This is a genomic window from Sorangium sp. So ce281, assembly GCF_051527395.1.
In the GTDB taxonomy this organism is placed as follows: domain Bacteria; phylum Myxococcota_A; class Polyangia; order Polyangiales; family Polyangiaceae; genus Sorangium; species Sorangium cellulosum_B.
In genome coordinates this window covers 7,160,179-7,173,420 of the sequence record NZ_CP150322.1, presented here as the reverse complement: position 1 = coordinate 7,173,420, position 13,242 = coordinate 7,160,179, and the positions used below count along the sequence as shown (strand labels likewise).

Genomic DNA, 13,242 nt, shown 5'->3' with positions numbered 1-13,242 from the left:
GCACGGCTCAGGGGGTCGCACGATCGTCCCCCGAGGCCCAAGGAGCGCCCGAAGAACCGTGGCTTCACACGAGAGCCCTGACCCTGCGCTCCGTCGCAGAAGCGCTCTTCGCGCCGCGGTCGCGCGGCCACGGCACCGCCTTTGCTTCAGGGCCGTCGCGCCCCGGGCTCGGGGGCACGCTTCGAAAGGGGAGCACGATGCGCAACCTGCTTCTTCGCCTTCACGTCGTCCCGATCCTCGTCGCCCTCGCCGCCGGGTGTTCGGGCGAGGGGAGCCAGCCCCCGCCCGGCACCGACGGCACCCAGCTGCCGTCCACGGAGCTCGGGCCCGAGCAGCAGGCGGAGCTCACCGCGCTGCTCGCCGAGCGGGATGCCTCGGCGAGCATGAGCGCCGCGGATTTCGCCGCGCGGTACCCCGTGCCCTTCGCGTCGGGCCTGCCCTATGCGCCGGCGGACGCCGAGGGCCTCTCGCTCCTCCAGGGCACCGCGCTCGCCCTCGACGAGGACGAGCTCGCGAAGCTCTCCGCGAACGGCTTCGTCATTTCGAGCAAGAAGTCCTTCCCGACCTTCGTCTACGGCTACGAGAGCATCTACTCGCTCGACCTGCCGCTCTACGTGTCCGCGGACTCGGTCCTGTTCGCGGTCCACCGCTCGTACGACGCGATCCTGAAGGCGGTGGAGCTCGCCTCGCTCGCGCCCGAGCTCGGGAAGATGCTGACGCAGATGCGCGCGCGGCTCGCCTCGGGCGCCGGAGCGGAGCTCGGCGCCGAGGCGCGCGCGGACGCGGATCTCTTCACGGCCGTCGCGCTCGCGTTGCTCGACGGCGCGCCCGTCGCCCCCGTCGCGGGCGCCAGCGCCGCGGCGATCGACGAGCTCGTCGCGGGCGCCGAGGCCCACCAGGGCATGGGGGAGGTCCGCCTCTTCGGCACGGACCGGCTCATGGACTTCTCGCAGTTCGAGCCCCGCGGCCACTACCTCGACGAGGAGCGCCCCGAGCTCGCGCGCTACTTCCGCAGCATGATGTGGCTCGGCCGTGTGGATTTCCGCTTCCTCGAGACGCAGCAGGACGGCACCCAGCGCTTCCAGCGGCGGCACCTCGAGGGCGCGTACGTGCTGCGCGCCCTGGCCGACGCGGAGACGGTCGCCCGCTACAAGCGCATCGACGACGCCATCCAGGCCTTCGTCGGCGAGAGCGACTATATGACCCTGCCGGAGCTCGACGACCTGCTCGCCGACCTCGGCCTCAGCGACGCCGCCGGCCTGGCCGGCGTCCCGGACGCGCGGATCGCCGAGGTCATCGTGAAGGAGGGCCACGGGACGCAGCGGATCTCGAGCCACATCATGATCAACGGGCTCGGCAAGGGCACGCTGCCCCTCTCGTCGAGCTTCGCGCTGCTCGGCCAGCGGTACGTCGTCGACTCCCACGTCTTCTCGAACGTGGTCTTCGACCGGGTGAAGGGCGGTTCCGTCAAGCGCATGATGCCGGACCCGCTCGACGTGGGCTTCGCCGCGCTCGGCAACGATCAGGCGGGCCAGCTGCTCGCGCCGGAGCTCGGGCAGTTCGACTACGCGCCCGACCTGCACATGATGCGCGTGCTCGTCGACGCGCACCCCGGGGACTTCTGGGGAAAGAACCTTTACAATCGCTGGCTCGGCGCGCTGCGGGAGCTGTCGCCGGCGCGGGCGATCGGCGACGGCGAGGGGCTGCCCGGCGTGGCGAAGACCGAGGCGTGGGGCCGGCGCCTGCTGAGCACCCAGCTCGCCTCCTGGGCCGAGCTCCGCCACGACACCCTGCTCTACGCCAAGCAGTCGTACACGGGCGGGGACACGTGCGAGTTCCCGGACGCGTACGTCGACCCGTACCCGGCGTTCTTCGCGCGTATCGCCGAGCTGGCCGAGCACGGCGCCGGGATCGTCGGCGCGCTCGATCTGTCGAGCGATCCGTCGCTCGAGAAGGCGGTGCCGGCGTACTTCTCGCAGCTCCACGACGTCGCGCGGACGCTCGGCGAGATGGCCGCGAACGAGCGCGCCGGCCTGCCCCTCACCCAGGAGCACCTCGATTTCATCAACCAGGCCGTGCAGATTGAGTGGGAGGGGTGCGGTGGGCCCACGGGCGTCCACGGCTGGTACAGGCAGCTCTTCTTCGACCAGATGAAGAGCCTGGAGCAGGACCCGACGATCGCCGACGTGCACACCCAGCCGACCGACGAGGGCGGCGCGCCGGTCGGCCGCGTGCTGCACGTGGGCACCGGCCTGCCGCGGCTCATGGTCGTGACGGCCGATCCCTGCGGCGGCGCGCCGCGCGCGTTCGTGGGGCTCGCCTCGTCGTACTTCGAGGCCGTCACCGAGAACTTCGAGCGCATGGACGACCGGCAGTGGGCCGGCTCGGTCCTGGGAACGACCCCCGACGTGCCCTGGATGACGGACCTCGTCGCCCGTTGATCCGGCGATGCAGCGCTCGGCGCTGGCGACGGCGCTCCCCTGAGTCCGTGCCGAGCTGTGTCGATTTGTGCCAACCTGACGCTGCTGCGCGCCAGCGGGATCATGGTGCTCGATCGAGCCCGTCAGCCCCCGGAACGTACCGCCCGCCTGAGGCCGCTCCGGGACCGCGGCGACACGCACCGGGGCAGCGCGTCAGCGCGGCGTCCAGGTGCCATTCGTTGCTTCGCAGAGCGGCTTGACGATATCCGCCGTGAGGAGCTCTGTTTCATAATGGTACGTCGTCATGGTCTCGCCGTCGCCGGTGAGGACGCAGGTGCCGAGCACGCCGTCGGTAGAGCATCGATCGACGAGCTTGGCTTCGAGGTTGGACCTGTCCGTGCACTGGCTTTCGTGCTTGTCCGGGTCGTCGGTCTCGAGCTCGGCGCAGCTATTGACCGTCACGCCGCCAGGGGTGCTGCCGGTGAACTCGCAGGCCACCCAGCGCGCGGCCGGAGCCTCCCCGCCACATCCCACGATGAGCACGAACACGACGATGAGAACGTTGCGCATGGCCAATCCTCCTTGATGAGCGCTCGAAGGAGCGCGAAACGATGACAATCACTGCTGTGTCCCCGAGCTCCTCCAGAGGCCGACCCAGGAGACACGAGCGCGATGGCGGGCACGACAGGGCCTGCCGGAGCGCTGGTCCCGGAGCGAACTCCCCTGGAGGCGCTCGGGGGATGACCCGCCAGAGCACCGATCCGCTTGGAAACCGGAGAAATGAACCGCCAAGCGCGCCAAGGACGCCAAGAGAAATACAAGAATTATGGCGCCTCGGCGGTTCGACTCCTCGCTGTTCGCATGTGGCTTCAGCCCGTCTGTCGCTCTAGAACTTGCCCGAGACCGTGAGACCCACGTCGCCGTCGGGTCCTGAAGGCGCGACCCGCAGGCCGGCCCTGCGCAGGTCCCGCTGGTAGGACTGCGCCGGATGTTCGGGATCGAACATGGCGCCGAGCGACCACACGGAGGCGAGGAGACCGGACGTCAAGCTCAACATCCGCCTCTCCGCTGGCAGATCGCCGTCCCACGCGGGCGCGGTGGCGGCGACCCCGCCGAGCGCGACCGGGAGGTAGATGGCCCAGCTCGGGATCGCGGGCGCGGTGGCCAGCAGATCCCGTTCGATGCTCGCGAGCTGTGCGCCTGACAGCCGCGCGCGCCATTCGGGCGCCGCCACCAGCGCATGGTCGGCGCGGAGGCGGGAAGCAGGCGTGTAGTCGGACAGCGCCAGGTTCAGCCCGGAGAGCAAGCCGGACACGTAATATCCCGACGACAGCGCGATCGGCGTCGCCCTCGCGAGGCCGCTGTCTGTGAAGAGCGCGAGCCCGAGCCAGAGGCTGCCTTGGGAGAGCTGCGCGGCGGCCCCCAGCGTGTCGCGCCGGTACGCCTCCGGCACGGCGAGCGCGGTGATGCCTCCCGCGAGCAACGCCGCGGAGCCAGCGGTCCAGGCGAGGAAGGGAGGCTCGGCCGGGGCCACGGTCAAGGTCAAGGCGAGGCTCGCCCCGCCGATACCGCTGACGAGGATGGGCACCCCTTTCCCGGCGGAGCGCAGCCTGATCGCGTCGTGGAGGTGCGTCGCAAGGAGCGCGGCGCGCTCGCGCCGCTGGGCGATGTCTTCCCGACGCTCGGTCTCGTCCCGCGCCGGGGCGATCGCCTCCTGCGCCGCGGCGCTCATCGGCAGCGAGAGGCGCGCCATCGCCGCTCCCACAAGGACCGCCTTCCGCGCGTGGCGCTTGCGCCATGTCGACCAGACCATACGAAACCTCTCTGCTAAACCATCTCACGCTGACAGCGCTCGAACCGTTCGACGAACCGAACACGATAGGCACGCTCTCCGGCGCCCTCGAAAGCACGTTGACGCAGGCGGGCGAGCAGGTCACGCGAGGCGCGCGCCGCTCGATCAAGGCTCGTTCGCCGCGCCGAGGAGAGCGCGCACGCCCGAGGCATGCGCGCTCGTCGGGCGCGAGGCGAGGAAGCGCTGGCCCAGCTCGGCGGCGCGGGCCCGATCGCCGAGGCGGATCAGCGCCTCGACGCGGAGCACGGTGGCCTCCTCTCCCATCGCGCTCCGAGGAAACTTGCTGTCGTGGGCGTCGAGCGCCGCGAGGCACCCCGCCGCGTCGCCGGCGGCGAGCGCGTCGCGCGCGCGATCGATCATGGCGACCTGCTCGCCGAGCGCGTCGCTCGGCGCGCCGGGAGCGGATCCCGCGCGCGGCGCGGCGCTCTTCGGGCGCAGCGGGCTCGCGGCGGCGGGCGCCGGGATCGGCGGGGCGCTCGCCTGGAGCGGGAGCGGCGCGCGCGTCGCGGGCCCGGAGGGAGCCGGCGCGGGCGCGATCGGCGGCGCGGTCGCCGCCGGCGGATCGCCGGCGGTGGGCGGCGTGAGCGTGGCCTGCGGCTCGCTCGACGGTGCCGCCTCCGAGGGAGGCGCCGACGGCCGGAGGAGCGCGACGCCCGCGCCGATGAGCCCGACGCCGATCGCCGCCCCGAGGCCCCACTTCGCGAGCGCCAGCAGCTTGCCGGCGCCCGCCTTCGACGCGGGCGCGGCAGACGGGGAGGGCGCAGCGGTTGTCCCCCCTGCGACCCCGCCCCCTGCGACCCCGCCCCCTGCGACCCCGCCCGCGGCGAGCCCGGCGATGGCGAGCGCGCGCGCGCGCGCCGACGAGGACGGAGACTCCTGCTTCCACGAGCGGAGCAGCGCGCGCTCGAACTCGGTCGCCTCCTCGTCTCCAAGCGGCTTCGGATCGGTCATCGCTCGCCTCCTCGGTGCAGCGCCCTCGCCTGGACGCGCCTCGCGATCGCGCGAAAGTCCTCTCGCGCGCGGCGGAGGCGGGAAGCGACGGTGCCCCTCGCGAGGCCGAGCATCGCGGCGATCTCCTCGGTCGGGACGCCCTCGAGCTCGAAGAGGACGAAGACGACGCGGAGGTCCTCTTCCATCGCGTCGAGCACGTCGTCGAGCAGCGCGCGCGCCTGCTTCATCTCGATGAGCTGCTCCGGGTTCGGCGCGTCGTCGGCCGCGGCCGCCATCGCGCCGTCGTCGCAGCGCTCGCGCCGCCGCGCGCCGGCGCGGCGCGCGTTCGCCGCGACCCCCAGCGCCGTCCCGAAGAGGAAGGAGCGCTCGCGATCGGGCGCGATCTCGGCGAGCTTCTGGTAGGCGATCAGGAAGACGTGCTGCGCGGCGTCGTCGGCCGAGCCGGCGGGCACGCCGAGCCCGCGCAACGAGCGCCAGATGAAGTCGAAATGCGCGTCGACCAGCGCGCGGTAGCGCTCCGCGGAGGGCGACGGCGCGCGCTGCTCGGCGCGCTCCGCAGGCGCCGTCATGGCGGCGTCGCGCACCACCTCTGCGCGCGCAGGGGGTCGGGATCGAGTCGCGCTGATCATCGTCTCCTACCGCTGCTATGTTCGGAGGTGAGCGCCGGGATCACGGAATCGTCAACCCGAGCCCGAGCGCCGCGACGCTCTCGATCGGCGGCGGGCGGGCGGCGGCGTCGGCGCCGTCGGGGAAGAAGCCGCCGCGCAGCAGCGGCAGGCGTACCCCGGCGTCGGCGTCGAGCACGAACGGGCCCCAGAGCGGCAGCCGCGCGCGCACCGGCAGGCCGAGCGCCAGCCATCCGCGCGTCACGCTGCGCGCGGGGGCGATGCCTCGGCGGCTCGCCGAGACGAGGCCGCCCTCGACGCGCGCGCAGGGGGAAAGGCGCAGGACGCCGAGCGATGCGCCGAGCGGGCACGCGTCGGCGCCGAGGGCCGCGCGCAGAAACGATGCAGAGCCACCCGCCACGGGGACGTCGGAGGACACCTCGAGGTCCGCGTCGAAGCGCGCCGGGCCGACGCCGCGGGTCGTGACGGCGAGGGGAGGCTCCGCGGAGATGCGCGCGCCGAAGGAGGGGACGCCGATCATCTGGCCGACGAGGAGCTGCGCGCCGAGCACCAGGTGCGTCGTTGCGTCGGGCTCCGGCGCCGGCGGCCGCGCCCGCGCGTTACCGGCCGGCGGGGCGCCCGCAGGCGGGGCGCTGGCAGGCGGCGCACCGACCGGCGGGGGCGGCGCGGCGACGGCGCTCGGGGACGCGGAGACCGCGGGTGTGGCGGCCGCTACGGGGGCGTCCCCGGCCTGGGCATCGACGGCGAGCGCGGTCACGACCGCGAGCGCGGCGACGACATCGTCGCAGGTATCACCCGCGACATCGCGGTCGGACGCCGTCCCGTCGGCCGCGCGGACGCTGAGGCGCCCGATGAAGCGGCGATCGCGCTGCTCGATGATCACGACGTACGCGCTCGCTGCGTCCGTCTCCGCGATGTTCCGCCGGAGGCGCGCGCCGACGCGCGCACGAAACTCCGCCTCTGCCGGGCATCCGGCCTCCGCGCGGTACTCGAACCGCAAGGGCGCCGCGGAAGGCTGGGCGTGCGCGACCGCGCTGCCGCCGAGCGCCGCGGAGATCACGAAGAGCGGCGCTGCCGAGGAGCGTGACCTCACCGTGGGGCCAATGTGGCGTCCCAGAGCCCGGAGCGCCACTCCACATCGTCGCGCTCGCTCTCGCCCGGAAACGTCGGCGCTGCGCCCCTGGCCGCCCCACCGCCCGCGCGACGAGGGAAGAACCCGGGCGACGCGGAGCTAGGCCTGTGGGAGCAGGTCCCCTCCCTCGGCCGCCGTCTCCGCCTCCGCCGGGTGCAAAGGCAGCTCGACGATGAACGCGGCGCCCGCGCCCGGCGCGCTCTCGACGCGGATGGTGCCGCCGTGGGAGGTGACGATCCACCGGACGATGTAGAGGCCGAGTCCCAGGCCGCCGAAGTTGCGGACGGAGACGGCGCGCTCGAAGCGCTCGAAGATCCTGGCCTGATCGGCCGCGGCGATCCCGATGCCGTGATCGCGGACGACGAGCAGCGCGCGGCCTTCCAGGCCGCGCACGACGACGTGAATGGGGGCGCCTGCGCCGTACTTGATCGCGTTGGACAGGAGGTTGATGAGGACCTGCTCCATGCGAGAAGCATCCCAGTTGCCCACCACGGGCTCGTCCAGATCGAGCTCGGTGCGGCAGCGGGCGTCGGTGAGCTGCTGGCGCATCCGCTCGACGACCTCGCGCGTCAGGGCCGCCAGATCGATGGGTGCGCGCGCGAGGGTGAGCCGGCCGGCGTTCAGACGGGTGACGTCGAGCAGCTCGTTGACCAGGTGGGCGAGGCGCGCGATCTGGCGGTCGAGGACCTGGAGCGCGGCGTCGATGCGCTCGGGAGCGACCTCGGCGCGCTGGAGGCGGGGCAGGAGCCGGGCGAGGAGGTGGGCCTGCATCTTGAGCGAGGTGAGCGGTGTCTTGAGCTCGTGCGAGGCGACGAGGAGGAACTCGTCGCGGCGCTCGATCGCCACCTGGGCCTCGGCGAACAGGCGGCTGTTGTCGAGGGCGAGCGCGGCGCGGCTCGCCAGCTCCTGGGCCAGCCAGAGGTCCGCGGGGCGGTAATGGCGTCGCGGCGCGGCCGCCAGCAGGGTCATGACGCCGAAGCGCCGGTCGCGCGCGAGGAGCGGGACGCGGAGGAAGGAGTGAACGCCGAGCGGCTCGAGAAGCGGCGCGGCGCGGACGTCGCCTATCTCGGACCGGTCCGGCGAGGTCGCTGCGAGGGCCCGCAGCGCGTCCATCACCGCGCCCGCGAGCTCGGCCGGCACGCCCGCGGTGACCGCGGTGACCGTCCGCCCCGGGGCGTCCTGGGCGAGGTCGACGTCGATGACGCACCGGTCGGCCAGCTCGGGCACGGCGAGCTGCGCCACGCTCTCGAGGGTGGCGCCGTAGCCGAGGGCCATGAGCTTGCGGCTCGCCTCGGCCAGGAAGCGCTCGGCGAGCTCGGCGCGCTTGCGCTCGGTGATGTCGGTGGTGATGCCGCAGAGCACGCCGGGCATGACGTTCTCGCCGAGCGGGAACTTGACGGACAGGCCGGTGCGCAGCTCGCCGTCTATCAGCACCTCCTCCTCGAACTCCATCGGCTCGCCCGAGTCGAGCACCTTCCGGTCGTGGTCGTCGATGGCGTCGGCGACCGCGGCAGGCAGGAGCTCGGCGGTCGTCTTTCCGACGATCTGCTCGGCCGGCCTGCCGAGGGCGCGGCTCACCTCCCGGTTGACGAGCAGGTGCCGGCCGTCGCGATCCTTGAGGTAGATGGCTGCAGCGGAGTTGTCGACGATGGCCTGGAGCGTCTTCTGGTTGGCCTGGAGCTCGCGCTCCGCCCGGCGCCGCTCGGCGTTCTCCTGCTCGATATCGGTATAGAGCATGGCGTTCTCGAGCGAGATGGCCGACTGCGAGGCGAGCAGCTCGAGCACGGTGAGCCGCCCTGGGGTGAACGCGCCGGCCACCAGCTTGTTCTCCAGATAGAGCAGGCCGAGCAGCCGCGCTTGCCGCACGATCGGGAGACACAGCACCGATCTCGGCCGCTTCCGCGTGAAATACTCGTCCTCCGAGAACGGGTGCCGCCCGGCGGCGTCGTCGAGCAGCACGCGCTCGTGGCTCCGGCGAACATAGTTGAGAATGGATTGCGGCAGCGCGTCCGCCGCCGCCTCGCCCGCGTCGAGCAGCCGCGCGGCGCCGCCGGACGCGGCGATCGCCGCCGCCGTCGACAGGCGATCTTCCCGGAGCAGGAGCACGTGCCCCTCTCCGGCGCCCGCGTGCTCGACCACGATGCGGAGGAGCATCTCGAGCAGGCGCGGGAGCTTGAGCTCACCGGAGATGCCCTGAGAGGCCTTGACGACGGAGAGGACGTCGAACTGCTCGGCGCGGACGGCGAAGGTGACGGTGGGGGCGATCGGCTTTCGCTCGACGAGGGAGGGATACCGCTGGTCGAGCTGCTCGACCTTGGCGTGGGCGCCCCAGCGGAAGTAGGCGGCGCGGGCCTTCTGGAGGTAGGCGTCGGCGGGCGTGGACAGGCCGCGATCGCGGTAGAGCCGGGCGGCGAGCTCGCAGGCGATGGCCTCGTGCTGGACGAAGCCGCCCTCGCGCGCCGACGAGACGGCCTGCTCGTAGAGCCCGATGGCCTCCAGGTCCTGCCCGCGGAGCCGGGCGATCTCGGCGCGGACCAGGGCGTGCTTGTGGAGGAAGTTGTCGGGGCCGCTCGCGGCCCACTCGCCGAGCTGCCGCTCGCAGTCGAGCAGCCCGTCCGGGAGCTCCGGCCGGGGCGACGGCGCCGCCGCGCGGTCCTCGTCGTCGTCGACGAGCGCGGCCAGCGCGAGCGCGCGATAATAGAAGCACTCGGCGTACAGCGCGTTCGTGTCCATCTTCCAGTCGTAATCGACGACCACACGGGTCGTCGCCGCGAGCGCCTCCCGGTGAGCGCCGAGGACGAACGTCGCCTGCGCCTTCATGCTGAAGTGGAAGCTGCGGGGGACGACCGCCCCCTCCCGGTCGAGACGCGCCTCGAAGGCCGCCTGATCCAGCTCGGCGCCGTCGAGCATCGAATAATGGGCCGGCCGCCCGCGCAGCGTCTGGATGAGGTGCCGTGCGCCGAGGAGGACGTCATACACGAACGCGTAACCGGCCTTGCGCACGAAGCCGAGGCGGTCTTCGGTCAGGTGGAGGGCGTCCTCCAGCGGCTCGCCGGACAGCAGCGGGAACATCGCTGCCCAGATGCAGTTGTAACATGCGTTGTTCCAGTCGCCGCCCTCCATCGCGGCGTTGAAGCCCCGGCGAGCGTAGAAGCCGGTCTCCCGGTAGTGGCGCGTCCAGAAGACGACCTGCTGCCCGAACAGGGTGAACACCGCGCCCTTCGTGGCGAGGGCGTGGCCCCTGTCCGCGAGATCGTAGCCGAGCTTTCCGAACAGGTAAGCCTCACGGTATCGCCCGAACAGCGGGCCGACCATCCGCGCGAAGGCGGTATACGCCTGGGCGGAGCTCTCCGCGTTGCCGTGGCGCAAGCTGAGCTTGACCATGCGCACGAGGAGCAGATAGTGCAGCTTCAAATCCACGAAATAGGCGGAGATCATCACGCCGAGCAGGACGCGCATCGCGACCTTGATCTCCGGGTGATCCATGGCCGGCAGGTCGGCCAAGGCTTCGATCTGCCGGTCGCCCAGCGCTTGCCAGACGCCCTCGGTCTCTTCTTTGACCTGCGCGTCGGTGACGGGGAGCGACAGCTCGATGTCCCAGGCGCGGAGGCACGAGAGCCCGAGCTCCACGGCGCGGGCGCACTGGCCGCGGGTGACGTTCTGCGTGACGGCGAGCTCGACGACCGCAGCGCGCTCGATCTTGGTCCTCGCGCGCTCCATGAGCTCCCCGAGCAGCTGCTCGGCCTCCTCGAAGCTGCCGATGGCGTAGGCGGCGTGCGCGCGCTCGAGGCTCAGATCGTAGGTCAGCTCGTACCGAGTCTCCCAGCGCTCGCGGGGATCCTGCGCGAGGAGGGCCATGCCGGCGGCGAAGAGGACAGCGGCGGACTGGAAGGCGGCGGCGGCCTTGGCCTTCCTGCCGGCGCGGAGGTTGAGGGCGGCGAGCTCGTCGCGCTCGGCCTGGGAACGGAGGAGCGTGGCGCCGTGGTTGAGGTGGCCGACGATATCGAAGAGCGCGTCCTCGCGCTCTTCGGCGCGCCGTGCCTTCAAGAGCAGCTGACCGATCCGGAGGTGCACCTCGGCCAGCTGTCCGGCCGGGATGAGCGAGGTTGCGGCTTGCTGCACCCGGTCGTGGAGGAAGCGATAGGCGCTGTCCCGGCGGAGCAGCAGCCCCTCCCGCACGGCCTCCTCGAGCGCCTCGCGGAGCTCCTCCGCCGGCCTTCGCGCGACGATCGCGAGGGTGTCGAGGTTCAGGCTGCTGCCGAGGCAGGCGGCGAGCTTGAGGGCGTCGCGCGTGGCGACGGGGAGCCGCTCCAGCTTGCCCGCCATCAGCTCGACGACGTTGTCGGTGAAGCCCTTGTCGCGAATGGCGTCGATGTCCCACCGCCATGCGCCCTCGTCGGCGTCGAAGGTGATGAGCCCCTCGTCGTGCAGGGCGATGAGGAACTGGAGAACGAAGAAGGGATTGCCGCCGGTCTTCTCGTAGACGAGCTGCGAGAGCGGCTCGACCTGCGCGTCAGGCGCATGGACCGCCTCGGCGACGAGCGCTCCGACGTGGGCGACGGAGAGCGGCTCGAGGACGATGTCGCCGACGGTGGCGCCGCGCTTCTGCACCTCGGCGAGGGTGAGCCGGAGCGGGTGCGCGGGGCCGACCTCGTTGTCGCGATAAGCGCCGATCAGCAGGAGGTGCGCGTCGCCGGGGAGGGGGGCGAGCTGTTCGAGCAAGAGGAGGCTACCGGGGTCGGCCCATTGCAGGTCGTCGAGGAAGAGGGCGACGGGGTGCTCCTTCCGGGCGCAGGCGGCGACGAAGCGCTGGAGCGTGGCGAGCAGCCGGCTCTGGGCCTCGGCGGGCGGGAGCTCGGGCACGGGCGGCTGCGGGCCGAGGAGCAGGGCGAGCTCGGGGAGCATGTCGGTGAGCAGCCTGCCGTTCTGGCCGAGAGCCTCGCGGAGGCGCTCTTTCCAGCGCTCGACCTGCTGCTCGCTCGCGCCGAGGATCTCCTGCACGAGGTCCCGGAAGGCGTGAAGGAGGGGGCGGTAGGGGACGTCGCGCTTGAGCTGATCGAACTTGCCGCAGAGGAAGGAGCCGCGCTCGCGCAGGACGGGCCCGCGCAGCTCGGCGACGAGCGAGGACTTGCCGATGCCCGAGTAGCCCGAGACGAGCACGAGCTCTGGCCGGCCGCCCGCGACGACGCGCGCGAACGCGGCGCGCAGCGCCTCGATCTCGCGCTCGCGGCCGTAGAGCCGCTGCGGGACCTGGAACCGGTCGGAGACGTCGCGCAGTCCGAGCGGGAAGGCCTCGATGGCGCCGCCCTGGCGCAGCTGGGAAAAGCACGTGTCGAGGTCGTGGCGCAGGCCGAGGGCGCTCTGGTAACGCTCCTCGGCGGCCTTGGAGAGCAGCTTGAGGACGACGGCGGAGAGCTGGAGTGGAATGGAGGGGACGAGCGCGTGGGGCGGCCGCGGCGCCTGGGCGATGTGGCAATAGACCCACGCGACGGGGTCGCTGGCGTGGAAGGGCAGGGTGCCAGTCAGCATCTCGTAGAAGGTGACGCCGAGGGAGTACAGGTCGGTCCGCTCGTCGACGCGGCGGTTCATGCGGCCGGTCTGCTCCGGGGCCATGTAGGCGAGCGTGCCCTCGATGAGCCCGTCGTGCGCGAGCACCTGGGCGCCGCGGGGGGAGAGGGAGGCGATGCCGAGATCGGTGATCTTCACCTCGCCGGTGTCGGGGTTGTAGAGGAGATTCTGGGGCTTGATGTCCTTGTGGATGACGTGGTGCCGGTGCATCTCGGCGAGCGCGGCGGTGAGGCGGAGGGCGAGCGGGAAGAAGCGCTCGATCGACATCCCGCGCATCGGCCCATCGATGAACCGGTCGAGCGAGCGGCCGCCGAAGTCCTCGAGGACCAGCGTCACCTGGTCGCGGAACGGCTCGATCCCGTAGGCCTTGACGACCGCGGGCGACTTCAGTGCCCTGGCGACCTCGAGCTCGTGCTGGAGCCGGCCGAGGGCGCGGGGGCTCGCGTGATCGCGCCGCAGGGCCTTGAGCACCACCGGCCGGCCGTCCTCCTCGCGCCGCGCGCGGTAGAGGATCGTGTCCGCACCCTGGTGCAGCACCTCCAGCACGCGGTAACGTGGACTATCGAGCATAGGAGAATCTTTGACAACCGGGGCGCCGGCGGCGTGTTGCGATTCAGCCCGGTACACTGCCAAAAGCGCCGCGCCTCGTCACGAGCAAACGGCGCGGAGCTGCGCCGGCTTCGGCCCCCGGTG

7 protein-coding genes are annotated in these 13,242 nt (G+C 72.2%); 1 reads left to right on the top strand and 6 read right to left on the bottom strand.

Translation table 11 applies throughout. The features are described 5' to 3' along the window. Positions 1 to 197 precede the first annotated feature (197 nt). Positions 198 to 2,441, top strand: a complete 2,244-nt coding sequence (locus WMF27_RS27080) for a DUF3160 domain-containing protein (protein WP_437765979.1) — start codon at positions 198 to 200, stop codon at positions 2,439 to 2,441. A 192-nt stretch (positions 2,442 to 2,633) separates the two neighbouring features. Here the strand turns inward: WMF27_RS27080 and WMF27_RS27075 are convergent, their stop codons facing one another. The 6 genes from WMF27_RS27075 to WMF27_RS27050 all read right to left on the bottom strand — a co-directional run bounded on the left by WMF27_RS27075 (position 2,634) and on the right by WMF27_RS27050 (position 13,119). Next, positions 2,634 to 2,990, bottom strand: a complete 357-nt coding sequence (locus WMF27_RS27075) for a hypothetical protein (protein WP_437765980.1) — start codon at positions 2,988 to 2,990, stop codon at positions 2,634 to 2,636. A gap of 316 nt (positions 2,991 to 3,306) precedes the next feature. Continuing rightward, entirely contained in the window at positions 3,307 to 4,233 is a 927-nt protein-coding gene (locus WMF27_RS27070; protein ID WP_437765981.1) for a hypothetical protein, read from the bottom strand. A gap of 144 nt (positions 4,234 to 4,377) precedes the next feature. Beyond that, the gene (locus WMF27_RS27065) at positions 4,378 to 5,223 is read right to left on the bottom strand and encodes a hypothetical protein (RefSeq protein WP_437765982.1); all 846 of its coding nucleotides are present in this window, start codon (positions 5,221 to 5,223) and stop codon (positions 4,378 to 4,380) included. Further along, a complete protein-coding gene (locus tag WMF27_RS27060) occupies positions 5,220 to 5,792 on the bottom strand; it encodes an RNA polymerase sigma factor (RefSeq protein ID WP_437765983.1) in 573 nt (190 codons plus the stop codon). The genes WMF27_RS27065 and WMF27_RS27060 overlap by 4 nt, the downstream gene beginning before the upstream one ends. 100 nt (positions 5,793 to 5,892) lie before the next feature. Beyond that, on the bottom strand, positions 5,893 to 6,942 hold the full coding sequence (locus WMF27_RS27055) for a hypothetical protein (protein ID WP_437765984.1): 1,050 nt from the start codon (positions 6,940 to 6,942) through the stop codon (positions 5,893 to 5,895). A gap of 138 nt (positions 6,943 to 7,080) precedes the next feature. Continuing rightward, a complete protein-coding gene (locus WMF27_RS27050; protein WP_437765985.1) occupies positions 7,081 to 13,119 on the bottom strand; it encodes an AAA family ATPase in 6,039 nt (2,012 codons plus the stop codon). Positions 13,120 to 13,242: the final 123 nt, after the last annotated feature.

What these genes read in the sequence shown, in the direction of transcription:
- WMF27_RS27065 (WP_437765982.1), bottom strand. Translation starts at nt 5,223, where the DNA reads ATGACCGATCCGAAGCCGCTTGGAGACGAGGAGGCGACCGAGTTCGAG.
- WMF27_RS27080 (WP_437765979.1), top strand. Translation starts at nt 198, where the DNA reads ATGCGCAACCTGCTTCTTCGCCTTCACGTCGTCCCGATCCTCGTCGCC.
- WMF27_RS27070 (WP_437765981.1), bottom strand. Translation starts at nt 4,233, where the DNA reads ATGGTCTGGTCGACATGGCGCAAGCGCCACGCGCGGAAGGCGGTCCTT.
- WMF27_RS27060 (WP_437765983.1), bottom strand. Translation starts at nt 5,792, where the DNA reads ATGACGGCGCCTGCGGAGCGCGCCGAGCAGCGCGCGCCGTCGCCCTCC.
- WMF27_RS27050 (WP_437765985.1), bottom strand. Translation starts at nt 13,119, where the DNA reads ATGCTCGATAGTCCACGTTACCGCGTGCTGGAGGTGCTGCACCAGGGT.
- WMF27_RS27075 (WP_437765980.1), bottom strand. Translation starts at nt 2,990, where the DNA reads ATGCGCAACGTTCTCATCGTCGTGTTCGTGCTCATCGTGGGATGTGGC.